Annotated in this window: 17 protein-coding genes and 1 pseudogene; 7 read left to right on the top strand and 11 right to left on the bottom strand. The window is 74.5% G+C overall.

Features of this window, described 5'->3' with window-relative positions:
• Window positions 1-233, bottom strand: a 233-nt coding sequence (locus tag B124_RS20100; protein ID WP_496503811.1) for a transposase, incomplete at its 3' end; no start/stop codon positions are given.
• 86 nt (window positions 234-319) lie between these two features.
• Here B124_RS20100 and B124_RS20095 point away from each other — a divergent pair.
• Complete coding sequence (locus B124_RS20095) at window positions 320-1,456, top strand: helix-turn-helix domain-containing protein (RefSeq protein WP_496504270.1); 1,137 nt, start codon at window positions 320-322, stop codon at window positions 1,454-1,456.
• A gap of 254 nt (window positions 1,457-1,710) precedes the next feature.
• Here B124_RS20095 and B124_RS20090 read toward each other — a convergent pair whose 3' ends face one another.
• Complete coding sequence (locus tag B124_RS20090) at window positions 1,711-2,589, bottom strand: NAD(P)-dependent oxidoreductase (protein ID WP_496504269.1); 879 nt, start codon at window positions 2,587-2,589, stop codon at window positions 1,711-1,713.
• Window positions 2,590-3,636: 1,047 nt separating this feature from the next.
• Here B124_RS20090 and B124_RS20085 point away from each other — a divergent pair.
• A complete protein-coding gene (locus B124_RS20085) occupies window positions 3,637-4,833 on the top strand; it encodes a PP2C family protein-serine/threonine phosphatase (protein ID WP_496504268.1) in 1,197 nt (398 codons plus the stop codon).
• Here B124_RS20085 and B124_RS20080 read toward each other — a convergent pair.
• Entirely contained in the window at window positions 4,776-6,167 is a 1,392-nt protein-coding gene (locus B124_RS20080) for a cation:proton antiporter (protein WP_496504267.1), read from the bottom strand. The genes B124_RS20085 and B124_RS20080 overlap by 58 nt on opposite strands.
• 4 nt (window positions 6,168-6,171) lie before the next feature.
• Window positions 6,172-6,645, bottom strand: a complete 474-nt coding sequence (locus B124_RS20075; protein WP_496504266.1) for a cation:proton antiporter regulatory subunit — start codon at window positions 6,643-6,645, stop codon at window positions 6,172-6,174.
• Between the two features lie 268 nt (window positions 6,646-6,913).
• Between B124_RS20075 and B124_RS20070 the strand changes: the two genes are divergently transcribed.
• Complete coding sequence (locus B124_RS20070; RefSeq protein WP_496504265.1) at window positions 6,914-7,579, top strand: response regulator; 666 nt, start codon at window positions 6,914-6,916, stop codon at window positions 7,577-7,579.
• Between the two features lie 168 nt (window positions 7,580-7,747).
• Here B124_RS20070 and B124_RS20065 read toward each other — a convergent pair whose 3' ends face one another.
• Entirely contained in the window at window positions 7,748-9,157 is a 1,410-nt protein-coding gene (locus B124_RS20065; protein WP_496504264.1) for an MFS transporter, read from the bottom strand.
• An 89-nt stretch (window positions 9,158-9,246) separates the two neighbouring features.
• Here B124_RS20065 and B124_RS20060 point away from each other — a divergent pair, with 89 nt between their 5' ends.
• Window positions 9,247-9,858 (top strand): TetR/AcrR family transcriptional regulator, encoded by a 612-nt coding sequence (locus B124_RS20060; protein ID WP_496504263.1) that lies wholly within the window; start codon window positions 9,247-9,249, stop codon window positions 9,856-9,858.
• Between the two features lie 31 nt (window positions 9,859-9,889).
• Here the strand turns inward: B124_RS20060 and B124_RS20055 are convergent, their stop codons facing one another.
• Window positions 9,890-10,855, bottom strand: a complete 966-nt coding sequence (locus B124_RS20055; RefSeq protein ID WP_496504262.1) for an extracellular catalytic domain type 1 short-chain-length polyhydroxyalkanoate depolymerase — start codon at window positions 10,853-10,855, stop codon at window positions 9,890-9,892.
• Between the two features lie 26 nt (window positions 10,856-10,881).
• Between B124_RS20055 and B124_RS20050 the strand changes: the two genes are divergently transcribed.
• Complete coding sequence (locus tag B124_RS20050; RefSeq protein WP_496504261.1) at window positions 10,882-12,261, top strand: helix-turn-helix domain-containing protein; 1,380 nt, start codon at window positions 10,882-10,884, stop codon at window positions 12,259-12,261.
• 484 nt (window positions 12,262-12,745) lie between these two features.
• Here B124_RS20050 and B124_RS20045 read toward each other — a convergent pair.
• A pseudogene (locus tag B124_RS20045) lies at window positions 12,746-13,726 on the bottom strand (alpha/beta hydrolase); the annotation flags it as partial.
• A gap of 347 nt (window positions 13,727-14,073) precedes the next feature.
• Here B124_RS20045 and B124_RS20040 point away from each other — a divergent pair.
• Window positions 14,074-15,075: a sensor histidine kinase gene (locus B124_RS20040; RefSeq protein WP_496504260.1), complete on the top strand. Its 1,002-nt coding sequence runs from the start codon at window positions 14,074-14,076 to the stop codon at window positions 15,073-15,075.
• Window positions 15,076-15,138: 63 nt separating this feature from the next.
• On the opposite strand, the gene B124_RS20035 is transcribed toward B124_RS20040, so the two are convergent.
• The gene (locus B124_RS20035) at window positions 15,139-16,011 is read right to left on the bottom strand and encodes a helix-turn-helix transcriptional regulator (RefSeq protein ID WP_496504259.1); all 873 of its coding nucleotides are present in this window, start codon (window positions 16,009-16,011) and stop codon (window positions 15,139-15,141) included.
• A 188-nt stretch (window positions 16,012-16,199) separates the two neighbouring features.
• On the opposite strand from B124_RS20035, the gene B124_RS20030 reads away from it, so the two are divergent.
• The gene (locus B124_RS20030) at window positions 16,200-16,961 is read left to right on the top strand and encodes an SDR family oxidoreductase (RefSeq protein WP_496504258.1); all 762 of its coding nucleotides are present in this window, start codon (window positions 16,200-16,202) and stop codon (window positions 16,959-16,961) included.
• A gap of 460 nt (window positions 16,962-17,421) precedes the next feature.
• Here the strand turns inward: B124_RS20030 and B124_RS20025 are convergent, their stop codons facing one another.
• From B124_RS20025 to B124_RS20015, 3 genes are all read right to left on the bottom strand, one after another.
• A complete protein-coding gene (locus tag B124_RS20025) occupies window positions 17,422-20,004 on the bottom strand; it encodes a phosphoinositide-specific phospholipase C-related protein (RefSeq protein ID WP_496504257.1) in 2,583 nt (860 codons plus the stop codon).
• Window positions 20,005-20,102: 98 nt separating this feature from the next.
• Window positions 20,103-22,022 (bottom strand): LamG-like jellyroll fold domain-containing protein, encoded by a 1,920-nt coding sequence (locus tag B124_RS20020; protein WP_496504256.1) that lies wholly within the window; start codon window positions 22,020-22,022, stop codon window positions 20,103-20,105.
• 134 nt (window positions 22,023-22,156) lie between these two features.
• Window positions 22,157-24,373, bottom strand: coding sequence for a glycosyl hydrolase family 28-related protein (locus tag B124_RS20015; RefSeq protein WP_496504272.1), 2,217 nt, complete (start codon window positions 24,371-24,373; stop codon window positions 22,157-22,159).
• Window positions 24,374-24,385 lie beyond the last annotated feature (12 nt).

The raw sequence follows: 24,385 nt of genomic DNA, 5'->3' as shown, positions 1-24,385 counted from the left end.
AGACGCTCCCAGGTGCCGTCGGCCGACCAGCGCCGGTGCCGCTTGTACACCGTCTGCCACGGCCCGAAGCGATCCGGCAGGTCACGCCACTGAACTCCCGTCCGGACACGGAACAGGACGCCATCGATCACCTTGCGATGATCGCTCCAGCGGCCACCACGGTTCCCGCCACGAGGCAGGAGCGGCTCCAGCCGCTCCCACTCCGCGTTCGTCAAAGACCCTCGTCCAGCCACTCCCACAGCCTGGACCAGCCCACAAGGCCCTGTCAGCAGATCCGAGAAACAGAACCTAGGCCAGGAAGTAGGCCCGAATGGGGAGAATGACCGCCGTCGGCGCCAACATGAAGCGGCTCCGCCAGGAGCGGGGGTGGACTCAAGCGCGTGTCGCGCGCGAGATGTTGCGCGTTGCCGGTATCCGGAACTCCGAACCGGTCACCCATCGCGAGGTCTACCGGTACGAGAGCGGAGGACGGGAACCACGGGAGTGGCTGCCGGTGATCGCTGAGGTGTTCGGGGTCAGCGTGGATGAGCTGACAGCGTTGCCGCTGAAGGCAGATGAGGACACCGACGATTACGCCGTGTCGATTCGCGAGCTGTCGGCGCGGCTGATCGAACTGGACAACGAGCGGCACGGGTTGCCCATCGCGGACGCTGCGGCGTTGGCGTTCAAACGGGTTCACCGGCAGCTAGGCACCGGAGAGCACGGGCGCGACGTACAGGCCGCTGCCGCTGAACTGGCAGAAATCGCCGGTTGGGTGCTGTACGGGTCGGCCAGGTACGAGGCGGCTCGCCGGTTCAACCATGAGGCGCTGTTGCTGGCCCGGTTGGCTGGTGATCGGTCCATTGAGCTGATCACCCTTCAGAACATCGGAAACCTCGCGGGACACACGGGGAGGCCGGGCGCGGAACTGGCCATCGCCCGATCGGTTCTCGCGCGTGGCAAGCTGACCCCCCGGGTTGAGGCCATGTTCCGCGGGCGCGAGGCGCAGGGACTCGCGCTGACGGGTAACACGTCAGAGGCGAAGCGATCCATCGACCGGGCGCGCGACGTGCTCAGCGACGGCGGATCCTCCGCTGACCCGCACTGGTCCTGGTGGGTGACTGACCGCGAGATCGACCGTCAGGAAGCCCACACGCTGTGGGCAACCGGCCAGTTGCGCGCTGCCGTGCCCGTGCTGCGGCACGCCTTGGAGCCCGATTCCGTGCGCGTCGGCTATCGGAACATCGCGGCGGTCTGGCTGCTGGACTGCCTGCTGCAGCTCAAAGCGTGGCGCGAAGCGGCGGAAGAGGCCGAGCACCTGACGCAGGTGGTACCGGAGATGTGGGGCGTCGTCAGCCGGCAACTGCTGTCGCGCACAGCAGGCAGGGCCAAGGCGGACCCACATGCCCCCAGCAGCCTGCGGGACATGCTCGAACACGTGGAGCGCGAAGCAACCGCGGACCCGTGCGCCATCTAACGGGCGCTCCGGCGGATCATGTGACTGTCGCGTCTCCGGCTCGTTGGCATGGGCATGCGGCGGGGAGATCTGACCTGGACGGCCGCATTGACTGGTCGATGGTGAGCTGGATTCGACCTCCTGCCGCGCGCCAGGACGGCGGCCGTCCCCGCACCAGGGCCCGATCACCTCGGCGGCGATAAGGCGTACTCTTCACGCCGCTGCTGGCCGGCCTTTGCCATCCCGCTGGGCGAGGGCCGACGCGGCGCGGGCGGCTACGGCTTGGCCAAGACCTCGTACAGGCTGGAGAAACCCTGGTCGCCGTGGCCGTCCGCGATGCGCTGATCCATCAGCTTCTTGATCTCGCGCATCCGCACGGCCTCCACGCCGACCGACTCCCGGTGGGCAATCAGGTCGCCCATGAGCGCGGCCTGGACGTCGAGTGACCCGAGGTCCGGCCCGTAGTCACCAGTAAGCACCGCCTGCGTCATCGAGTTGAGCAGGCCCGGGAACATGGCCAGGGACCCGCCGAACCGCTCGGCGAAGCCCGCCCCGTCGACACCCTCCTCGCGCACCAGCCGCAGCGTGTGCAGGAAGCCGATCAGCAACTCGTATGACGCCGCGACCTGGGACAGGAACTCCACGGCAGCCGCGCCCGCGTCCTCGCCGTGGTACGACACCGTGCCGAGCTCGCTCAACGCCGCCTCGTGGGCGGTGAAGGCGTCGCGGGAGCCGCTGAACGGGAGCATCACATCCGGGGTACCGATGTAGGGCGGGTCGCCCATGATCTTGCCATCGACGTACTCGGCGCCGCGCTCACCCGCCCAGCGCTCGGTGGCGCGGGCCCGGGCGGGGGAGCCGCTGGTGACGTTCACCAGCACCTTGTCCGCCACTGCCGAGTCCACGGACTCCAGCACCGCGTCAACCGCCGTGCCGTCGAGCAGCACCACGACGACGAGCGGGCTCGCCGCCACCGCCTCGGCGGCGGTCGCGGCCACTGTCGCACCGGCGTCGGCGAGCGGAGCGGCCTTGCTCGCGGTGCGGTTCCAGACGGTGGTGCGGTAGCCGCGGTCCAGGAAGGTCTTCGCGATCGCCGTGCCCATGTTGCCGAGGCCGAGCACGGTGACGGTCTTTTCGATGTCTTCGGCAGCCATGACGGGGACACTAGAGGCTGAACCAGGGTTGAGGTCCAGGGCTTCGGGCCTTGCAGCCTGCTCACGTTCTGCGAAGGACTCGACCTTGGCAGCCCGCTACCGCTGCCGGGGCTGACGTTCTCGGTCGCGCCCCGGCAGGCACAAGATCCGCCGGACAGGCCCTCGAGGCTCGTCACGCAGCCTCGGCCATGCGGCGACCCGGCTGTCGGCGCGGAGCCGGAGGGCTCGGTGCCGTGTCGGGAGGCAAAAGTCGGGCTGGGTGGGCGATTTGGACCGGTTTTGGGGGTGGGTTACCGCGAGTTTGTCACGGCGACGCTCACGGGGGCGATACGGGTGGTGGTCGGGGCGCTTGAGGGGGTGTGGGTGCGCTCCGCCCCACCGGAACTGAGACCCCCGCCAGTCGGCCCACCCCGCCCCGGCCGCCGCCCGGACGGCGAACGGCCCTCCGCGCCCGACCCGCCCCGGGCTGCCACCCCACGGCGGCGAGCGCCACCCGCCCGCGGCCCACCCTGCCCCGGGCTGCACCCACGGTGGTGAGCTGCGCCCCGCACCCGGCCCGCCACGCCCCCGGCTGCCGCTCACGGCGGCGGGCGGCACCCGGCGCCCGCCCCGCCCCGGGCTCCGCTCCCGTTCGCTGGACACGCCCGCCGCCCCGGGCCGCCCGACGCCGTGCCCGTGGGTCGCGCGGCTGGGCGGTGCGGGTGGCAGCACCGCATCCGCCCGCTCACTCCCGTGACGATCAGCACCTTCACTTCCGTTCTCGCGGTGCTTGGCGCCGGTCGTCGGTCCGGGCGTCGCCGACACCTGGTCGCGGGGTCTCGCCCGGCCGGCGGTGGCCCCCCTCGGAGAGCCGCCGCCCCCGGGCCGCCACCGCCATGACCTGAGCCGCCATGCGCCCGTGCCCGTGTGCTGCGGCAGCCTCCCCGCCCGCCCGACCCGCCGTCGGACGGCCCCCTGACCAGGGTCCGTGGTCCCGCGGCCCCCGCAGGGGGTACCGCGTCGGCGGGCCGCCGTGGTGCGCGGGGGTCTGGCCCGCATGCTGGTGGGATGCCCCCGTTCACGTTCGTCTCGTCCCGGTGGTTCGTGGCGACGCTCTTCGTCCTCATCACCTTCGCCGACCTGGTGACCACCGGGGGGCAGTCGCTCGGGGCGCTCTTCTCCGTCATCCCCGTGCTCGTCGCGGTGAACGGCCCGCGGCGGGCCGTCGTCTCCGCCGGGGTGCTCGGGGTGGTGCTGGCCGCGCTGCTCAGCTGGTACAACGGCGATGTCGGCCACGCCCAGTTCTTCGCCCGGTTCATCGCCGTCGTCGGCGCCACCGGGCTCGGGCTCGTCGTGCAGACCGAGCGGGTCGACCGCGAGACGCGGCTCGCGCGGGCGCAGCGGATCGCGGACGTGGTGCAGCGGGCGCTGCTGCCGGTGCCGTCCCGTCAGGTGGGCCCCTTCGCCGTCGCCGCGAGCTACGCGTCCGCCGCGCACGACGCGCAGGTCGGCGGCGACCTGTACGACGTCGTGGACGCCGGCTCCGGGCTGCGGGCGGTGATCGGTGACGTACGCGGCAAGGGGCTGCCCGCCGTGCGCGTCAGCGGACGTGCGCTCGGGGTCTTCCGCGCCGTCGCGCACGACGAGCGGGATCTGCCGCTGATCGCCCAACGGATGGAGCACAGCGTGCTGCGGGAGGCGGGGACGGAGGACTTCGTCACCGTGCTGCTCGTCGAGGTCACCACGGGAGGCCGCTGCACCCTCCTGTCGTACGGGCACCCCCCGCCCCTGGTCCGCAACGTCGCGGGCGAGGTGCGCGAGGCACCCGTCGCCGCCCACCCCCCGCTGGGCCTGGGCCTGCTTCGCGCCTACGTCCCCGAAGACGGTGCGGAACCCGACGCCGGGCAGGACTCCGGTGTCGTCCCCGCCACCGACCCCGTGATCGACCCCCTCGCGGCCCCGCTCCCCGGCGCCCCCGCGCGCACCACCGAGCTGGTCCTCGCCCCCGGCGACGAACTGCTCCTCGTCACCGACGGCGTCCTGGAAGCCCGTAACTCCGCCGGTGAGTTCTACCCGCTGGCCCCCCGCTACGCCGCCTGCCCGGGCCCCGGTGCCCCGCCCGCGGAGGTGCTCGCCGCGCTCAACGCCGACGTGCGCGACTACTGCGGCGGCGAACCCGACGACGACCTGGCGCTCGTCCTGCTGCGCTACACCCCGCCGCTGCCGGGCGAGCGCTCCTCCTCCGGCGCCGTCTCGCCCCGCTGAGCCGGCAGCCGCGGCACCTCGGCCGCACCCGCTTCCGCCTCCGCGCCCGCTTCCGACCCGGTGACCGCCCCGGCGCCCGACCCGGCTTCACCGGGCCCGTTCCCGGCCGTCCCCGCGGCGTCCCCGCCGTCCAGCGGCGGAGTCCGCTCCTCCTGCCGTGCAGCCTGCCGTGCCGCCCGCCACTTCGTCACCCGCAGCGCGATCGGCTCCGTGTACCGCGCCGCCAGCGGCCCGGCGATCACCAGCACCAGCACGTACGCCGTCGCCAGCGGCCCCAGCTCCGGCTCGATGCCGGCGGTGACCGCGAGCCCCGCGATGACGATGGAGAACTCGCCCCGCGCGACCAGCGTGCCGCCCGCCCGCCAGCGGCCCTTCGCCGAGATCCCGGCGCGCTTCGCCGCCCAGTACCCCGTCGCGACCTTCGTCAGCGCCGTCACGGCCGCCAGCGCCAGCGCCGGCAGGATCACCGGCGGGATCGACTGCGGATCCGTGTGCAGGCCGAAGAAGACGAAGAACACCGCGGCGAAGAGGTCCCGCAGCGGACTGAGCAGGTTGTGCGCGCCCTCGGCGACCTCGCCCGACAGGGCGATGCCCACCAGGAACGCGCCCACCGCCGCCGACACCTGGAGCTGCTGCGCGAGGCCGGCGACCAGCAGCGTCAGCCCCAGGACGACGAGCAGCAGCTTCTCGGGGTCGTCGCTGGAGACGAAGCGGGAGATCAGCCGCCCGTAGCGGACGGCGACGAACAGCACCGCGCCCGCCACGCCCAGCGCGACGGCCAGCGTGGCGCTGCCCTGCGCGATGCCGACGCCGGCGACCAGCGCGGTGACGATCGGCAGGTACACCGCCATCGCCAGGTCCTCCAGGACCAGCACGCTGAGGATCACCGGCGTCTCGCGGTTGCCCAGCCGGCCGAGGTCGCCGAGGACCTTGGCGATGACGCCGGAGGAGGAGATCCAGGTGACGCCGGCCAGCACCACGGCGGCGACGCCGCCCCAGCCGAGCAGCAGCGCCATGACCGCGCCCGGCAGGGCGTTGAGCGTGAAGTCGACGAGCCCGGCCGGGTACTGGGTCTTGAGGTTCGAGACCAGGTCGCTGGCCGTGTACTCCAGGCCGAGCATGAGCAGCAGCAGGATGACGCCGATCTCGGCGCCGATCGCCACGAAGTCCTCGCTGGCGCCCAGCGGCAGCAGCCCGCCCTCGCCGAAGGCGAGCCCGGCCAGCAGGTACAGGGGGATGGGGGAGAACTGGAAGCGGCCCGCGAGCCGCCCGAGCAGACCGAGTCCGAGGATGATGGCGCCGAACTCGATGAGGAAGATTGCGGAGGAATGCAAGCGCTCACTCCCGCCCGAGCAGCGCCGCGGCTGCCTCGATGCCTTCGCGGGTGCCGATCACGATGAGCGTGTCGCCGCCGGCGAACCGGAAGTCCGGAGTGGGGGAGGGGATGGCTTCCGCGCGCCGCAGCACGGCCACGATCGACGCCCCGGTCTCGGTACGCATCCGGGTCTCGCCCAGCACCCGGCCGTTCCAGTACGAGGTGGCGGACAGCTCGACGCGCTCGGCGACCAGCCCCAGATCGGTGGTGTGCAGGAGGTTCTGGCTGTGGTGCGACGGCATCAGCGCGTCGATCAGCGCCGCCGTCTCGGGGCCGGTCAGATGCAGGGACTGCGCGCAGGCGTCCGGGTCGTCGGTGCGGTAGACGTTGATCGACCGGGTGCCGTCCCGGTGGGCGATCACCGACAGGTGCTTCTTGTCCGCACGCGTGGTGAGGTCGTATTTCACGCCGATCCCCGGCAGCGGCGTGGTGCTCATCCTTGGAGCAGGCACGGCCCGTCCCCTTTCCGGCTTCGCTGGATGTCGCGCCGTCGCGGCCCCGGGCTCGGTCAGCCGATCCCTCCGCGCGGCGCAGCGGATATCGTGCCATCCGGATGTACGGCGGGAACATGGGTGTCAGCACGGATGGACAGCCCGGCCCCGGCCGGGACACCATCGGGGCCGGGACGGTCGTCTTCTCCGCCGGTCGCACCGGTCAGGCCCGGTCCCGCCGGCCGCCTCCACCGTACCCAGGGGGAATCCGCGAATGAACCGAGCGGCCCAGGCCCGCGTCCTGCTCGCCGACGACCACGCGCTCGTACGCCGCGGGATCCGGCTCATCCTGGACGCCGAGCCCGACCTGACCGTCGCCGCCGAGGCGGGCGACGGCGCCGAGGCCGTCGCGCTGGCGCAGGACCGGGCGGTGCCCGTGGACCTGGCGATCCTGGACGTCGCGATGCCGCGGCTGACGGGTCTGCAGGCGGCACGCGAGCTGTCCCGCGTCCTGCCTGGGCTGCCGTTGCTCATCCTGACGATGCACGACAACGAGCAGTACTTCTTCGAGGCGCTGAAGGCCGGCGCCGCCGGCTACGTGCCGAAGTCCGTCGCCGACCGGGACCTCGTCGAGGCGTGCCGGGCCGCGCTGCGCGACGAGCCGTTCATCTACCCGGGCGCGGAGACGGCCCTCGTCCGCCGCTGCCTTGAGCGCGCCCGGCCGGGCGACCCGCTGCCGGCCCGGCCGGTCACGGAGCGGAAGGAGGAGATCCTGAAGCTCGTCGCCGAGGGGCACACCTCGAAAGAGATCGCGGACCTGCTGATCATCAGCGCGAAGACCGTGGAGCGGCACCGGGCCAACCTGCTGCGGAAGCTGGGGCTGCGCGACCGCCTGGAGCTGACCCGGTACGCGATCCGCGCGGGCCTGGTCGAGCCCTGACACCGCGCCCGGCGGGCGCGGCTGCCGGCTTGCCGGCGGGCCGGAACGCCGGCGCGGCAACGGACCGGCGGGCCCGTGACCGTACGCGGGAAGACGGCGGGGTACGGCCCGTGGCCGCACCCCGCCGTCCTCCGGTTCCTCCGGTTCCCCCTGGCCCAGGCAGCCGGCTCAGTGAGCCCCGTGGGCAGCCGCCCGCACCGGCTCCCCCGACGTCAGCGCCGCCGCGGCCACCGCCGACACCGCCGCCGCGACGGCCGCCACCGTGAACCCGTCGGTGAACCCGTCCAGCGTGCTGCCGACGAGGCTCGCCGCCGCCACGCTGGAGACCACCGCGGCACCCAGCGAGGCGCCGAACTCGTGGAACGTGCTCACGATGCCGGAGGCGATCCCCGCCTCGTGCGGTGCCACCTGCCCCAGCGCCGTCGCCGAGGCGACCACGAACATCGCGCCAGTGCCCAGCGCGGAGACGGTCACCCCGATCTCGACCGTGACCGGCCGCAGGGAGACCGCGGGCACCGCGAGCCCGGCCGCCGCGGCGGTCAGCGCCGCGATGGCGGGCGCCCGCGCGCCCGTCCGGCCGATCAGCCGGCCCGTCACGTGCGCCCCGGCCATGGCCGCGACCGCGACGGGCAGGAACAGCAGCCCGGTGTGCAGCGGCCCGTAGTCGCGGGCGTGCTGGTAGTAGAACGTGCCCAGGAAGAACACCGCCACCATCAGCGCCGTCGCCATCAGGATGAGGAACGCGCCGGTGGCCACCGGCCGCCGGGCCAGCAGCCGCACGTCCATCAGCGGGCTGCGGGCGCGCCGCTGCCAGACGGTGAACAGCAGATAGCCGAGGGCCGCGAGCAGGACGAGCCCGGTGGTACGGGCCGTGAGCCAGCCGCGTTCGCCGGCGTCGATGAGGCCGTAGATCAGCGTCGCCGTCGACGCGGTCACCAGGGCCGCGCCGAGCAGGTCCACCCGCGGCCGGGCGGCGGGGGCCGGGCGCGCCGGCAGCAGCACCGCGAGCACGACGGCGATGACGAGCCCGATGGGCACGTTGACGTAGAAGACCCAGGGCCATCCGGGGCCCGCGGTCAGCAGGCCGCCGACGAGGACGCCGAGCGCCGCGCCGCCGCCGCCGAGCGCGGACCAGACGCCCAGGGCCTTGTTCCGCTCCTCGCCCGCGAAGAGCGTGACCACCAGCGACAGTGCCGCGGGCGACATCATCGCCGCGCCCACGCCCTGCGCGACGCGCCCGCCGACCAGCGTGCCGCCGGACTCGGCGAGCCCGGTGGCCAGGGACGCGGCGGTGAAGACCAGCAGCCCGGCGAGCACCACGCGCTTGGGGCCGATCAGGTCCACGATCCGCCCGCCGAGCAGCATCAGCCCGCCGAACGTCAGCGTGTACGCGCTGACCGTCCACGTCAGCGCCGCCCGGCCGAGCCCGAGGTCGGCGCCGATGTGGGGGAGCGCGATGGCCACCACCGTGACGTCGAGGATCAGCATGAGCTGGGCGATCCCGAGGAAGCCGAGGATGCGCCAGCGGGCGGGGTGCCGCCCTTCTTCGGTCGTGTGCCCGACGTCGTGTGCAGTCATCAGTGCCCTCCGGTATCTCGTACTCTGATGTACGAGTTCCTAACCGGCACTGTAACGCAAACATTCCCGTACGAGTTAGGCTGGCGGGCATGACCGCCTCCTCCGGCGCCCGAGCGCGCCCGCGCCGCCGGGCCGACGCCGAGCGCAGCATCGCCCGCATCGTCGCCGCCGCCCGGGCGGAGCTGTGCTCCGACCCCGGCGCGACCACCGACGACATCGCCAAGGCGGCGGGCGTGGGGCGGATGACGCTCTACGGGCACTTCAAGACCCGGGCCGACCTGGTCGACGCCGCGCTCGAGGACGCGGTGGCGGAGGGCGACCGCACGCTGGCGGCCGTGGATCTGGCGGGCGACGCGTACGAGGCGATGCGCCGGCTGCTGGTCTCCAGTTGGGCGCTGGTCGCCGAGTCGGGGGCGCTGCTGACCGCCGCCCAGGGCGTCCTGCCGGCGGGGCGGGTGCGGGAGATGCACGCCGGGCCGGCCGAGCGTGTGGACGAACTCGTCCGCCGCGGTCAGGACCAGGGAGTCTTCCGCACCGACATGCCGACCGACTGGCTCGTCGGCGTCGTGCAGCACATCCTGCACGGCGCCGCGGAGGACAGCCGCGCCGGCCGGCTTCAACTGGCGCCGGACGAGGTCTCCGACGTGGTCACGAAGTCGGTGCTGGCGGTGCTGGCGACACCGCCCGCGCCCGGCCCGTAGCCGGCGAAGACCCCGCCCGGCCGCTGTAGTCCTAGCTGTTGAGGCCGAAGAACACGATGGCGCGTTCAGCCATCCCGGACGTCGGCAGCGAGTGGCCCACGCCCTGCACGCTGATCCCCTCCACCGGCGACTGGTCGCCGGTGCCGCCGTAGCGGGTGCGGGTCCAGCCGGACTGCGGGCTGTCGGTCATGGAGGGGGTCTGGCTCAGGCCGTGGACGTTGGTCCACTGCTTGATCTCCTCCTGGAAGTTGGGGTAGCGCAGAGTGGTGTCGTCGGTGCCGTGCCACACCTGCATGCGCGGGTACGGGCCGCTGTAGCCGGGGTACGCGCCGCGCACCAGGTCGCCCCACTGCTGCGCAGTGCGGATGAGCTGGCCGTTGGCGCAGGCGCTGTTCCAGCCGGAGCCGTCGGTGGTGGCGAAGCAACTGTGCGGCACGCCCGAGAACGCCGCGCCCGCCTTGAACACGTCGGGGTAGTTGCCGAGCATGACGTTGGTCATCATCGCGCCGGACGAGGCGCCGGTGACGAACGTCCGGTTCGGGTCGGCCCCGTTGTTGGTGCGCACGTACTCCACCATCGAGCGGATGCCCACCGGGTCGCTGCCGCCGTCGCGGCGCAGCGCCTGCGGCGAGGAGACGTCGAAGCACTGGCCGCTGCGGGTGGCGGACGGGTAGACGACGATGAAGCCGTAGCGGTCGGCGAGCCGGGCGAACTCGGTGCCCGAGTAGAACGCGGGGCCCGAGCCCGTGCAGTAGTGGATCGCCACGAGCACGGCGGGCTGCGGGTCGGCGTTGTCCGGGACGTAGAGGTGCATGCGCAGGTTGCTCGGGTTGTTGCCGAAGTTCGTCACCTCCTGGAGGGTCGCCGCGGACGCCTTCGGCGGTGCGCTGAACGACAGCGCGGCGAGGAGGGCGAGGATGGCGGCGAGCAGCGAGGCGTGCAGCGGGCGCGCCCGGCGGCGGGTGGGGAGTGGTGGAGCTGCGGCTCTGGTGAACATGTCCATGCCCTTTCTAGACTGCGTGCGTGAAGGGTCTGCTGGTGCGGCTTTCGTCGCTGGACGCGGACGCCGCCGCGGCGGTGCGCGTGATCGCCCACTTCCAGGCGCTGTTGAGCGGCGGCGCCGTCGACCGCGAGGTGCTGGTGCGGTCGACCGCCGCGCTGGCGGGCTGCCCGGCGGGTCTTTCGGGACCGGCCGGCGGCGGGGACGGCAGGGTGCTGCGCTTCGGGCCGGACGGCGCGAAGCTGCCCGGCGGGCCCGAGGCGGCGGCCGGTGCGTCCGGCCGGGTGTCGGGGCGGCGCTCGCTGGCCCCCGCGGGCAGCGTGTGGCTCGAACGGGACGGCGGCCCCGGCCCGTTGGACGACCTCGTCCTCGAATGGCTGGCGCTGGCGGCCGGCATGAGCCCGCCGCCCCCGGCCCGGCCGCCGCATGTCGCCGACCCCGCGCTGGTGGAGACCGTGCTCTCCGAACGGGAGGCCGTCGAGGACCGCATGCGCGCCCTGCGGCTGCTCGGCCTCAGCCCCGAACGGCCGCTGCGCGTGGTGGCGGTGGCCGGCGGCCGGGAGACCGACGCGGGGGTGGAGGCCGTCGCGCTGCTGGCGCGGGGCGTACCGGGTGCGACGGTGCGGATCGCGGCGATGGACGCGCTGGCGGCGGTGCTGGTGCAGACGGAGCAGGGCGGCGCGAGCGCGGCGGGGGAGCTGGCGCGGGATCTGTCGTTCGCGGCGGCGGAGCGGGTACGGGGCCTGGGGCGGAACCCGGGCGGGGGCCCGGGGCGGGGCCGGGGGAGCGGGGCGGCGGCGGGCGCAGAGCGGCGCCGGGCGGGGGCGGCGGACGGCGGCCCGGCGGACGGCGGGCACAGCGGGCACGGGCGCCCTGCGGACCCGCGGGATCGCCGGGCGGATCGCGGCGGCGGTCCGGACACCGCCGGGAACGCGGCAGGCGAGGGCGCCCCCGCGCGTCCGCGCGGCGCGCGGTTCGGGGTCGGCGGCGGGGTGGCCCCCGTACGGGCCCACGTCTCCTGGGCGCAGGCCAGGACCGCGCTGCGGTTCGCCGGTGCCGGCGGACCGGGGGAGACCGTGGTCGACCACGACGCGCTGGGGCCGCTGGCGCTGCTCGCCGAGGTGCCCGCCGAGCGGCTGCGCGCGGACCCGGGCGTTCGCGCGCTGACCGCACTCGCCGCGCGCGACGGCGGCGAGTCGAGCATCGCGGCGCTGGACGCGTTCTGCCGCACCGGCTCGCTGCGCCGGGCCGCCGCGGAACTGCACCTGCACCACAGCTCGGTGGCGGCCCGGCTGGCCCGCGCCGAGGCGGCGCTCGGCGGCCGGCTGCGCGAGCCGGACGACCGGCTGCGCGCCCGACTGGTCCTGTACGCCTGGCGGTTGGCGGCGGCGGCCGACGAGTGACGTCGCGTGGTGGGGGTCACGGGCGTCACCGCTGTCATCCCCCGGTGCCGTCCGGCGGCAAGCCGCCGGGCCGGGCGGGCCGCGCGGGCCCGCCGCCTTCGCCCCGCGGGCCCTCCGGCACTCCGCGCGGCAGGCCGCCACGGCGGGCCGGCTCCTGGGCCCGTACTTCGCGTCCGTCCGGCAGCCCGTCCCGGTTCGCGCCGCCCGCGAGCCCGTCCGGGCTCGCGCCGCGCGGGCGCCGGCACCCGCCCGTGGCCGGGCCCGGTGCCGGTACGTCGCGCTCGTCGCCGGGGTGGGCCTGCGCGCCGCCGCTGCCGTCCGGTTCCGAGGTGCGCATGCGGAGGCCCGCGTCCTGCGGTGCGGGCCCGTGTCCCGGCCGGGCCGGGCCCGGCTCCGGTGCGCCGAGGTCGTCGGGGCCGGTCCGCCGGCCCGGTCCCGCGGCGCGTTCGGTCCGTACGGCCCGCGTCCCCTGCTCCGTACGCGCGTCGGCCGCGCCGCCGTCGCGCGAAGCGGTGTGCCCGTCCGCGCCCAGCCCCGCCCGGAGGGCGTCCCGTGCGTCGGTGAGGATCCGCTGGGCCACCGCCGCGTGCGTCACCCCCACCGCGCCGTGGAACGTGCCCGGGTAGAAGTTCAGCCGCACCGGCACCCCCGCCGCCGCCAGCGCCTTCGCGTACGCCGTGGCCTCGTCGCGCAGCGGGTCGAACTCCATCACCGCCACGCACGCCGGCGGCAGCCCCGCCAGGTCGGTTGCGCGGGCCGGTGCCGCGTACGGCGGGACGGCCGGCGAGCCCGGCACGCCGGGACCGAGGTACGCCTGCCAGCTCAGCACGGCGTTGCGGCGGTTCCACACCGGGGTGTCGGTGAACGTCCGGGCGCTGGGCGTGGTGAGCCGGTCGTCCAGCGCCGGGCTCTGCAGGTGCTGGCAGCGGATCGGCGGCCCGCCGCGGTCGCGGGTGAGCAGCGCGAGCCCGGCCGCGAGCCCGGCGCCCGCGCTGTCGCCCCACAGCCCGATCCGGGCCGGGTCCACGCCGAGTTCAGCGGCGTTACCGGCCAGCCACCACAGCCCGGCGCGGCAGTCGTCGAGCGCGGCGGGGTAGGGGTGTTCGGGCGCGAGCCGGTAGCCGGCGGCGACGACCACGGCGGGCAGCTCCCGGCAGAACCGCAGGTTGGTGTCGTGGTCGACCTGCGGCGAGCCGAGGACGAAACCGCCGCCGTGCAGCGCGTACACGGCGGGCAGCGGCCTGGTCGCGGCGGCGGGACGGTAGACCCGCAGCGGAACCTGCGGCGCGCCGTCCGCCAGGCCGGGTGCGCACACGTCCCGTACGACGACGCCCGACTCGTCGGCCGCCGGCGCCGCGGCCAGCTCGGCCGCCTGGGCGGCGCGCGCGGCGGCGAGGTCGGAGATGTCGGCCTCGGCCATCAGCGCGACCGCCGCGGCGAGTTCGGGGTCGAGGGCGTAGCGCATGCGCGGGTCCCGTCCGTCGGGGGGCTTACGGGTGCGGGTGCGCTTCGCACGGTGTCACGGGACGGCACCGGCGGACATCAGACACCCGTCGGGAAAGCCGCCGCCCCCGCCCGACAACCGCGCACTCCCGTCGTACACCGGCCGGCAGAGGGCTGTCCGGACGCTCAACCCCGCCCGGGTACGCCCTGTTCGTGATCCGCACCGCGTCCGTACGACCCGTGGTCCACGGGGAAGGTGACCGCTTGCTGCGACCGCGTGAACCCCTCCCGCGCCCGGCCCGGCCGCAGCCGCCGCCCGCCGATCGCACATAGTGGTACGCACCGTACGAATCGAGGAGGCCCCGCCCCGTGTCCCTGTTCTGGCGGATCTTCGTACTCAACGCCCTGGTGCTCGGCACGGCCGCGGGCGTGCTGATGTGGGCGCCCGTGACCGTCTCCGCTTCGGTCCTGCTCACCGAGGCCGTGGTCCTGGTGGCGGGGCTGGCCGTCATGCTCGTGGCCAACGCCGCGCTGCTGCGCGTCGCCCTGGCCCCACTGGAACGCCTCACCGGGCTCATGACCACCGTCGACCTGCTCCGTCCCGGCCAGCGGCTCACCGTCCCGCGCACCGGCGACGTCGCCGAGGTCATCAGCACGTTCAACGCCATGCTCGACCGGCTGGAGGCCGAGCGCGCCGCCAGCACCGGGCGTGCGCTGTCCGCGCAGGAAGCCGAGCGGCGGCGCATCGCGCAGGAGCTGCACGACGAAGTCGGGCAGAGCATGACCACCGTGCTGCTGGAGCTGAAGCGCGCCGGCGAACGCGCACCGGACGCGCTGAGCGCCGACCTGCGCCGGGCACAGGAGACCACCAGGGAGAGCCTGGAGGAGGTGCGCAGGCTGGCCGGGCGGCTGCGGCCCGGGGTGCTGGAGGACCTGGGCCTGGTCAGTGCGCTGACCTCGCTGGGCACGGACCTCGCCGGGCACACCGGCGTGCGCGTCGAGCGCCGCCTCGACGCGGACCTGCCGCCGCTGGACCCGGACGTGGAGCTGGTGCTCTACCGCGTCGCGCAGGCGGCGCTCACGAACGTCGTCCGGCACGCCGCGGCGGACCGGGTGGAGCTGAGCCTTGTGCGCGCCGGCGCCGCGGTGGAGCTGCGCGTCGCGGACGACGGCCGCGGGCTGGGCGCCGCCGGCGAAGGCGCCGGGATCCGCGGCATGCGCGAGCGGGCCCTGCTCATCGGCGCGGCGCTGGACGTGGCACCGGCCCCGGGCGGCGGCACGCAGGTCGTGCTCACCGTGCCGGATGCCGGGCGGGCCCGCGGCGGGGTGGTCCCGGACGGCGGCCCGGATCCCGGCCGGATCGTGCGCTGAGACTTCGCGGCCCGGTGACGCCGCCGCGCGCAGCGGCTGCGCCGCCTCGACGGCGCGCGTGCGTCAGGGGGTCTTCGGGTACGGGACGTCCGCCTGCCCGTCGTGCGCCGTGCCGGCGGGCCCGGGGTGTGAGAGCGCCGCGAGGAGCCGCAGTTTCTCGTCGCTGTCGCTGTCCTTGTCGGGGTAGTTGACGACGAGGATGACGTCGTCGACGGGGAGTTTGTCCCGGTGGAGGCGGAGATCGCCGACGACGGGGTGGTGGACCGTGGTCGTGCCCCCGTCGAGGCTGCGGACGTCGTGGCGGGCCCACAGGGTACGGAACCGCTGGCTGGACAGCGCGAGTTCCCCGACGAGCTCGACGAACCGGGGGTCGTCGACATCGTCCCCGATGGTGGTGCGGAGGGCGGCGACGAAGTCGGCGGTCGCCTTCGCCCAGTCCTGGTGGAAGGCCTCCTCCTCCGGATCGAGGAGGAGGGAACGCAGCCGGTTCTGGCCGGGCCGCAGCCGGGGGGAGAGCGCGACGGCCATGGGGTTGGAGGCCAGGACGTCGAACGCGCGCCCTTCGACGAACGCGGGGATCTGAAGGTGGGCGAGCAGCTCGTGCACCCGCGCCGGTACGTGCTCGGGCCGCCTGCGGCGCGGCGCCCGGGGGCGTGCCGCCGCGAGGCCGAGCAGATACGTCCGTTCGACGTCGTCGAGCCGCAGGACGCGCGCGAGTGACTCAAGGACCTGGGGCGAGGGGTTCTTGTCGCGGCCCCGTTCCAGGCGCAGGTAGTAGTCGGGACTGATGCCGGCGAGCAGGGCCACCTCCTCGCGGCGCAGGCCGGGCACGCGGCGGTTGCCGCCGGGCGGAAGCCCCGCCTGTGCCGGGGAGACCAGCTCGCGCCGGGCACGGAGGTAGCTGCCGAGCCGGTTGCCGGATTCCTCGTCCTTCATGCCGACAACGGTAGTGCGGTGCGCGTGTCTCAGCGGGGGCCCTGCGAGGACCAGGGAAGACGGGGGCCCTGCCGCGCCCGGCGAAGGCCGCCGAGACTGCGGAGACACCGCTGCGGAAGCGGCAGCGGACCGCACCGGCTGCGCCGGGCCGGCACGCCGTCGGCGCCCTGGATCGAAGGGAAGTTCTCGTGGATCTCTCCAACCGCACGGTTCTCATCGTCGGCGGAACCTCGGGCATCGGGCGGGAGCTTGCCCGCCGGTTCACCGCGGCGGGCAGCACCGTGGCCGTTGGCGGACGCAGCCCGGACGCGCTCTCCGCACTCGCCGGGGAAGGGTTCGGCACGTTCGCTGTCGACGTCACGGACGGCGCCTCGTGTACGTCCTTCCGCGACGCCGTGCTCGCCCGGTACCCCGGGCTGGACACCGTGGTGACCATGTCGGGGGTGATGTTCCAGGAAGACCTGCGCGACCCCGCGCACTTCGAGCTGACGCAGACGACGATCGACACCAACCTGCTCGGCACCATCCGCGTCATCGACGCCTTCACCCCCCACCTGCTCCGGCGGGGCGCCGGCACCTTCATCACCGTCACCTCCGGAATCGCCTTCCTGCCGTTCCCGCCGATGCCCGGCTACGCCGCCTCGAAGGCCGCGGTGCACGCGTACTCGGAGGCCCTGCGCGCGCAGCTCGACGGCACCGGCGTCAGCGTCGTCGAACTCGTCCCCCCGGCCGTCGCCACCGCAGGCCAGGAGAAGGTGAACCCGCACGCGCTGCCGCTCGACGACTTCGCCACCGAGGTCATGCACCTGCTCGCGGAGGACCCCACCCCGCGCGAAGTCCTCGTGCGGGGCGTCCTGATGCACCGCTGGGCCGAGCGCGACGGCACCTACGACGACCTCGTCGCCCAGCGCTCCCGTGCGCTGGCCAGGCTCCCCGGCCGCGAAGGCTGACGCCCTGCCGCCGCCCGGCGGCCTCCTGGCTTTCCTCGCCCCCCGGCAGCGACGCCATCCGGACACGGACCCCGCCACCGCGCCCGTCGCGCCGGCCGCGAACCACCTCGGACGGCGAGATCATGGCCGGGCGCGAACTCAGCCGCACCCGCCTACGCGAGCGGGGCCCGCGCGCCAAGCTACAGCAGAAGAACACCCCGTCCGCGAAACGGCGCCTGAAGAGACGCAGGCGCAAAGAGGCACGGCGGGCCAAAGACATCAACCACGTTCCTCGCCGCCCCGTCGCTGGCGCTGCTGGGCCTCGCGGCCTCGCTGCGCTGGACGGCTTCGCTGCTGCTCCTCGTCCCGCCGCCGGTGGCGCTCGTCGCGTCCGCCGCGGCGGCGACGGCCCTGGTGCACCACGGCGCGCCCGCCGGCGGGGGAGGGGAGGGGCGGCAGGGCTGACGCGCGTGCGGTGCCGTCAGTCCTCGTGGCGCGCGATGCGCTCGTCGTTGAGTACGTTCACGGCGCCGCGCGCGTCGCCGATCGTGGCGTAGTCGACGGCCACCAGGTTCACCGGCCGGCCGCGTGCCCGCTCGCACTCGTGGGCCCGGTCGAGCACGAAGTCACGGGCGTTGATCCGGCCGGCGTCCAGGCGGCTGCCGCCGCTGTTGGTGATGAAGTGGTTCATGAGGAAGAGCTGCCTGTCCGTGCCGCCGCGGTTCGGTGCGCACGTCATGTCGTCGGGCGTCCGGAACGCGAACGGGGTCTCCATGCCGTACCGGTAGAAGTTGCGGTACCAGGGCGCCGGGCCGTCCGCCTTCTCCGCGAACACCACCAGGCGCCGGTCCTCGTCGATCATCTCGCCGAGCGTCGGCCACGGCTTGTCCGGGTCGTCGTCCGGCGTGAACACCATGTCGGTCAGCCCGGCGTGGCGCATCTGGGTGCGGGTGTCGGCACCGGTGATGCCGTCCTGGATCACGAGCGTGACTATGTCGGAGGGGTGCTGCTCCAGCCAGTCGCCGATCTTCTCCAGCTCCGGGACCAGGGGCAGCGCGCCGCCGCGGCAGACGGCGTGGCACAGCCAGGTGCCCGTGCGGGGCGGGTCGACAGTGTTGAGCACCGAGCGGATCTGCCGCTGCATGGCCGGGGTGAAGTCCGACTCCGCCAGCCGCTCGGTGATCTCCGGCGGCGTCTCCCAGCGGTGGGTGTCGAGGAGCAGGGCGCGCACGCCGCCGTTGAGCTGGCCGGTGATCGACGGGTCCTGGAGCGGGGCGATGAACCGGTCCTGGGAGGTGGCCATCGCGTTGTGCGAGGCGAGCTGGGCGACCTCGTCGTAGCGCAGCTCGCACAGCTCCTCGCGGCCGTTGCAGCGGCGGTCGTCCTCGCCGCCGAAGGCATGCGGCACGAAGACGGCGCCGGCCAGCGCGGCGACGACGACGCCGACCGCGCCCCAGCGGTAGCGCGGCGGCAGGGGCTGCGTGGGTCCGGCGGGGGCGGGCTGCCCGGCGGCGGGTTCTCCGGCCTCCGGCTCTGCGGCCCCGGGCGCTGCGGCCTCCGGCTCTCCAGTCTCCGGTTCCCCGGTCTCTGGCCCTGCGGTCTCCGATTCGCCGGCCAGCGCCTCTCCGGTCTCCGCCTCTCCGACCCGCGGCTTTGCGGTCTCCGGTTCGCCGGCCTCTGGGGTTCCGGTGGCCTCGGCGTCTCCGGCCTTCGGTGCGCCCGCCGCCGGCACCGCAGTCCCCTCCCCGGCCCTCTCCCCGGCCGCCGCCGCGGGCGCCCCGGCTCCAGCCCCGGCCGCCGCGGCGGCCCTCGCCGCGGCGAGCGCGGTCGCCCGGCGGTGCCACAGCCACCCGCCGGCGGCCAGCAGCACCCCCGCCGCCAGCGGCGCGGCGGCCGTCGTCAGTGCGGCCGTATAGAGCTGGTCCAGCGCCGTGCGCTGGACGTCGTCCAGCAGCCGGGCCGCGGAGGGCGGCCAGTTCCGCGGCGCGGCGGCGACGCTGGTGCCGAACCTGTCGCGCGCCACCAGCGCCAGCGCGAACGTCAGCGCGCCTCCGCACGCCAGCGCCCCGCCGATGCGCAGCAGGCGCCGGCCGGGGGCGCGGGGCCCGTAGCGCCAGAGGACGGCCAGCGAGGCGAGCCCGAGCAGTACGGCGCCGGTCTGCACCCAGCCGAGCCCCAGCCGGGTGAAGGAGCGCGCCTCGCGCACCGGGCGCAGCCCGTCCCTGCCGCCGTCGTCGAACTCGGCCGCCAGGTCCCAGGACACCCCGTCCGCCGTGTTCCGCAGCGCCGACGCGGCGCTCTCCTCCCGCTCGGAGAAGAGCGCGGGCCCGACCTCCGCGAGCGCCGTGGCCAGGTCGCCGGCGCCGAGCGCGGCCAGCAGCCGCGGGCGCAGCTCCGCCCGCTCGTCCGCGGGCACGGCCCGCAGCACCGTGTCGGTGGCGGCTTTCACCTGCCCCTCGGTGAGGTCGAGCGTCGGCAGCCCCGCGGGGCGCTCGCCGTCCCCGATCCGGTTCACGGCCTCGCCCAGGTCGGACTGGAACGCGGCGTAGTCGGGGGCGGGCTTGTCCTGGAGGTTCGCGACGACGTCGGCGAAGTGGACGTTGCCCACGGCGCCGAGGTTGTCGAGCACCGGCCGCAGGTCGATCTCCAGGGTCAGCTCGTCCTTCTCACCGCGCAGGTAGGCCACCGCGTCCCCGATGGCGCCCTCGGCCAGGGCCCGTGCGGTGGTCGGCGGCAGGACCGTCTTCAGGTTGGAGGTGACGACGGACTCGGGGACGGGCAGCCGGGCCAGCAGGTCGCGGGTGATGCCGGACGCCTCGGGGTCCACCAGCACCTGGTCGTAGAGCCGGTCGTAGGCGTGCTCCCGGTCGAGCGCGGCGCGGTAGAAGCCCGCGTCGGCGACGGTGGAACGGGCCGTACTGGCGATGACGAGCACCGCGGTGGCGAGCGCCGCGACCACGAAGGCGAGCCACCGCAGGACGGCGGCGTCCCGCGGCGGCGCGGCCTCGCCGACCCGCCGTACCGTACGGGCGAGCCGGGCTCTGAGCTTGTCGAACGGGGTCATACGCGCTTCCCTGCCTGCTGGTGCCCCCCGAGCCTAGGGGCTGCGCGCGGGAGACGCCCAGGGCCGTCAGCCGCGCCCGCCGCCGGGCGCGGCCCGGGTCAGGCGGGGGTGAGGAAGTCGCGCGGGGACAGCGCCCTGGCCACGATGCGGGTGTCGCCGATCCAGCCGTAGTAGCCCTGCTCGTACTTCTCGTCGAACTGCGTGGCGCCGATGACGAACGGCTTGCCGAGGGTGGCGATGCCGGTCGAGGGCTGGGTGGGGTTGCGGGCGATCTTCGAGCCGTCCACGTACACGAGCGTGCGCTGGCCGTCGTTGACGACGGCCACATGCATCCAGCGCCCCACCGGCAGCGTGTGGCTCCACGAGGTGGGGTCGGCGTCCTGGCGGTGCGCGTAGACGACGAACTGCAGGAAGCGCTCGGGCGAGAGGTTCAGGCTGCAGGTCGGCTCCAGGGGTGACCAGCCGGTGGTCTTGCCCGCGTCGCCGTTGCGGCCCTCCCAGCTCAGGATGCCCATCCAGGCGTGGTCGCCCTCGAAGGGCTCCGGCAGCTTCAGGTAGGTCTCGATCGTGTAGCCGGAGGTGAACTTCTCGCTGTTGAGCGGCGCGTCTGCCGCGGTGGTCAGGATCGCGCCGCGGTTCGGGCTCTTGCCGCCGTCGAAGCGCAGGCTGGCGTGCGCCGGCTGCCCTTCGTGGTGCCCGTCCGACCAGGTCAGCACGCTCGGCTCGCTGTCGTGCAGGCGGCGTACGGTCAGATCGTTGCCGTTGCCGCTGAGGTCCCTGGCGCGTATCCCGTCGGCGACGGGCTCGCCGTCCCGGCCGGCGGCGGCCAGGCCCTCGGAGTCGAAGCGCCAGTACGCGACCGTGCCGCGCGGCAGCACCGCGGCTGCCGGCCGCGGCCGTGGCGGTACGACGGGCGCGAAGCCGGCGAACCGCTCCCTGAAGCCGATCTCCAGCGAGAAGCGGTCGGTGGGTCCGGTCAGTTCGATGGTCTCCGCCGCCAGCAGCGACCGGCGCTCGGGGTCGCGGGCCAGGAACCACGGCGAGAAGGTCTCCACGTCGATCACGCCGCGGGCCAGGTCGAACCCGTACAGGCGGATCATCGCGGCGCCGCCGTAGTAGCGGTCCTGGTAGTTGGTGATGTGCACGTGGACGTCGTTGCCCGCGTCGTTGGTCAGCACGGTGCGCCCCGGCGGCCAGTAGTGGCCGCCCAGCGCCAGGAAGATCTGGTCGTTGCCGCGGATCAGCTTGTCCCACAGCCGCTGCCCGTGGTCGGACAGTTGCGCCGCGCCGTCGTCCTCCGCCCAGGCGAGGTCGTGCGTGGTGAGGATCGCGGGCAGCTCGGGGAACCGGTCGAGGACGCCCTGCGCCCACTGGAGCCCGTGGTCGGAGATCCGCCAGTCGAGCGCCAGCACCAGCCACTCGCGACCGCCGCTGCGCAGCACGTGGCAGGTGTTGTAGCCGTCGTCGGAGGAGCCGCGGAACGTCGGCATGCGGCGGTAGCGCTCCGGGCCGAAGGCGTCGAGGTACGCGCTGTCGCCCCGCTGGTCGTCCTTCGAGCCGTCGATGTCGTGGTTGCCCGCGAGCACGCTGTACGGGACCGCCCCGTGGATGGTGCGGAAGGTGGCGGCGGCGAGCTGGATCTCGTCGGCCGTGCCGTGCTCGGTGACGTCGCCGAGGTGCGTCATGAAGGCGATGTTCGCCTCGCTGCGCTCGTCGACCAGGTACCGGAACGTCGCGCGCAGCGGCTCCGGGTCGGCGCTGTCGGCGTCGAAGAGGTACTGCGTGTCCGGCAGCACCGCCAGCGTGAAGCGCGGGCTCTCGGAGTCGTACTCCTGCCCCTCGCCGGCTGCCGCCCCCGGTGCGGAGGCCCCTCCGGCCGCCGCCGCGGGGTCCGCCGCCAGCGCCGCCACCGCGCCGGCTGCCGGCACGGCGACGGCGGTCTGCAGCAGTGCGCGTCTGTCGAGGCGGGTGCGCTGCCCGCCGCGGTCCTCTTTCTCTGTTCTCTCAGTCCGGTCCACGGGAACTCCGTCCACGAGACGTGCTGTCAGCCGCACTGTGCTGATCAGCCGTGGCCGCGGGATGGCACGGACCTGAACGACGCCTGTTCATCGCCGTACCAGAACCGTCCCGGACAGAACTGATCGTGTCGTGGTCAGGTCGCGATCAGCGTGAACTCCACCTCGGGCACGGTCCGTCCGGTACGGACGTCGCTGAGCGCGGCGCCCCACTGCGTGAACTCCGGCGTCTTGTCGCGATAGCCGCGGTTCCCGCGCAGCGTGATCCGCTTCGAGTCGCGCACCCCGACCGCGTACGGGTACGGGCCCTGCACGGTGGCGACGCGGAAGAGCACCGAGTTCGCGAGCAGGATGTCNCNNGAGCGCNCNNNCTCCACCGCCTGCGAGCGCCAGCCGTAGATGTGGTCCTCGGTCTGCAGGCCGAGGAACGACCAGTCGCGGACGCGGCGCAGCACCACCTCGCGCGTCTCGTGGTGTTCGACGGACACCTCGTACAACCGGGCGGGCACGTCCGTGTCCTCGACCAGCAGCCCGTTCTCCGCCCAGCCGTTGATGCTCCACACGTTGGCGAGCGCGCCGCCCCCGCCGCGCACCCAGATGCCGTACTTGTGCGCGCCGCGGTAGGAGTAGCCGGGGTCGCCCGACTGCACGTCCTCCGGGTGCCACTTGACGAACTGCGTGACCACGTCCGCCAGATACGAACCGGTGCCGGACTGCCACAGCAGGTTCACCGAGCCGGGCGTCTGCCGTGCGGTGTCCAGGCCGAGCCCGCTGACGGTGTTGACGCCGCCGTGCGGGGTGGCGAGCAGGGCGCGCGGCGCGTCCGGGTCGGCGAAGTGCGGGTGGCCGTCGGCGGCGAGCAGCCAGGTCTGCCGCGGGTGCAGCCCGATCAGTCTGGTCCGGGCGCGCAACTTCAGGGTGTCGGTGAGCAGGTACCGCCCGATGGGCACGAACACCGTCTCGTGCCGGTCGACCGCGGCCTGGAAGACGTCGAGGTCGTCCTCGCCGGCGCCGATCGTCCGGCCCATCTCCGCGGCCACGTCGGCGACGCTGACCCAGGTGTGCACCGGGGGCGGCGGGGGCGTGTCGGCGCGCAGCCTGGCGCGGATCAGATCGTCGGGCGCGTGGCGGGCGATGTCCACGTGCACGCCTTCGCGCCGCGACTCCCGCGGGCCGAGCGCGTTCTCGACGCGCAGCCCGTACGTCAGCTCCCGGACCAGGCCGGACGGCAGCGGGCCGCGGGTGCGCGCGCCGCTCCGCGCGAGGAGCAGCAGGTCGCGGGTGCCGGTGGCGGTGCAGTCGAGCAGGGTGAGCTGGTTGCTGCGCCGGATGAGCTCGTCGTCGGCGCCGGGCAGCGAGGCGCTGTCGTCGAGTACGGCGACGGCGTCGCTCACGCCGTCGAAGTGGCAGTCCTGGACGTAGAGGTGCTGCCACTGGTCCTGCGCCGACTCGAACGCCCGCGGCGTACCCGAGAACGCGGTCCGTACGACGACGAGCTTGGCGTCATTGAACATCGACACCGCCGCCCGGCGCTGCCCCTCGAACCGGCAGTCCAGCAGCGTCGTCTGCCAGCCCGCGGAGGCGGCGTACGCGTGCAGCCCGACCTCGCCGCCGCGCACCCGCACGCGGTGGATCAGGTTCGCGTTGTGGTCGATGCCCGCGCGGCTGTCGCCCGCGTCGATGTCGAGGTCCTGGAGCAGGCACAACTGCGCGCCGCCGAAGCGCACGGCGATCGCGTCCGGGTTGCCGGGGCCGAGGCGGATGTCGAGGTTGACCAGACCCGATCCGAAGGTGTCGTTGTTCGCGTACGACACGGGCCCGCCGACCGGCCGCCGCCGGAAGGAGAACACGTCGCGGGCCGTACCCGTGGCGTACCCGGGGGTGGCCGCGCCGAGCACGAACACCGGCCGGCGCGCGCCGAACCCGACGACGCGCACCGAGTCGTGCACGTCGACGGGCGCGGTCAGCCGGTACGTACCCGGTGGGACGAGGACGACGCCGCCGCCGTCGCCGTACGGGAAGTCGCGGGCGCCGCCGAGGATGTCGCCGAGCTTGTTGGCGATGCCCCGGCGGGACGCCTCGTCGACGGCGGCCTGGAGCGCCGCGGTGTCGTCGCCGGCGCCGTCGCCGTGGACGGCGAAGCCTGGCCCGCCGAGCAGCACGGCGCCCGGGTCCGGCGGGCGGGCGGTGTACGACGAGCCGAAGCGGGCCGGGTCCCACGACGGCTCGCCGGACGGTGCGGCGAAGGCGGCGGCTCCGGTGGCCGCTCCGGTGGCGGTTCCGGTGGCGACGGCACCGAAGGCGAGCGCCGTGCTGCCGGCGGTGGCGCCGCGCAGCACGCTGCGGCGGCTCATGGCGGATGAGGA

The sequence above is a fragment of the Streptomyces sp. CNP082 genome, assembly GCF_059570535.1.
Note: the sequence above shows the minus strand (reverse complement) of the source record. Positions and strands in the feature narration are given on the sequence as shown.

Excerpts from the sequence above, each read along its gene's own strand:
- B124_RS20055 (WP_496504262.1), bottom strand. The coding sequence starts at position 10,855 with ATGTTCACCAGAGCCGCAGCTCCACCACTCCCCACCCGCCGCCGGGCG.
- B124_RS20065 (WP_496504264.1), bottom strand. The coding sequence starts at position 9,157 with ATGACTGCACACGACGTCGGGCACACGACCGAAGAAGGGCGGCACCCC.
- B124_RS20075 (WP_496504266.1), bottom strand. The coding sequence starts at position 6,645 with ATGAGCACCACGCCGCTGCCGGGGATCGGCGTGAAATACGACCTCACC.
- B124_RS20060 (WP_496504263.1), top strand. The coding sequence starts at position 9,247 with ATGACCGCCTCCTCCGGCGCCCGAGCGCGCCCGCGCCGCCGGGCCGAC.
- B124_RS20095 (WP_496504270.1), top strand. The coding sequence starts at position 320 with ATGACCGCCGTCGGCGCCAACATGAAGCGGCTCCGCCAGGAGCGGGGG.
- B124_RS20035 (WP_496504259.1), bottom strand. The coding sequence starts at position 16,011 with ATGAAGGACGAGGAATCCGGCAACCGGCTCGGCAGCTACCTCCGTGCC.
- B124_RS20085 (WP_496504268.1), top strand. The coding sequence starts at position 3,637 with ATGCCCCCGTTCACGTTCGTCTCGTCCCGGTGGTTCGTGGCGACGCTC.
- B124_RS20025 (WP_496504257.1), bottom strand. The coding sequence starts at position 20,004 with ATGACCCCGTTCGACAAGCTCAGAGCCCGGCTCGCCCGTACGGTACGG.
- B124_RS20070 (WP_496504265.1), top strand. The coding sequence starts at position 6,914 with ATGAACCGAGCGGCCCAGGCCCGCGTCCTGCTCGCCGACGACCACGCG.
- B124_RS20090 (WP_496504269.1), bottom strand. The coding sequence starts at position 2,589 with ATGGCTGCCGAAGACATCGAAAAGACCGTCACCGTGCTCGGCCTCGGC.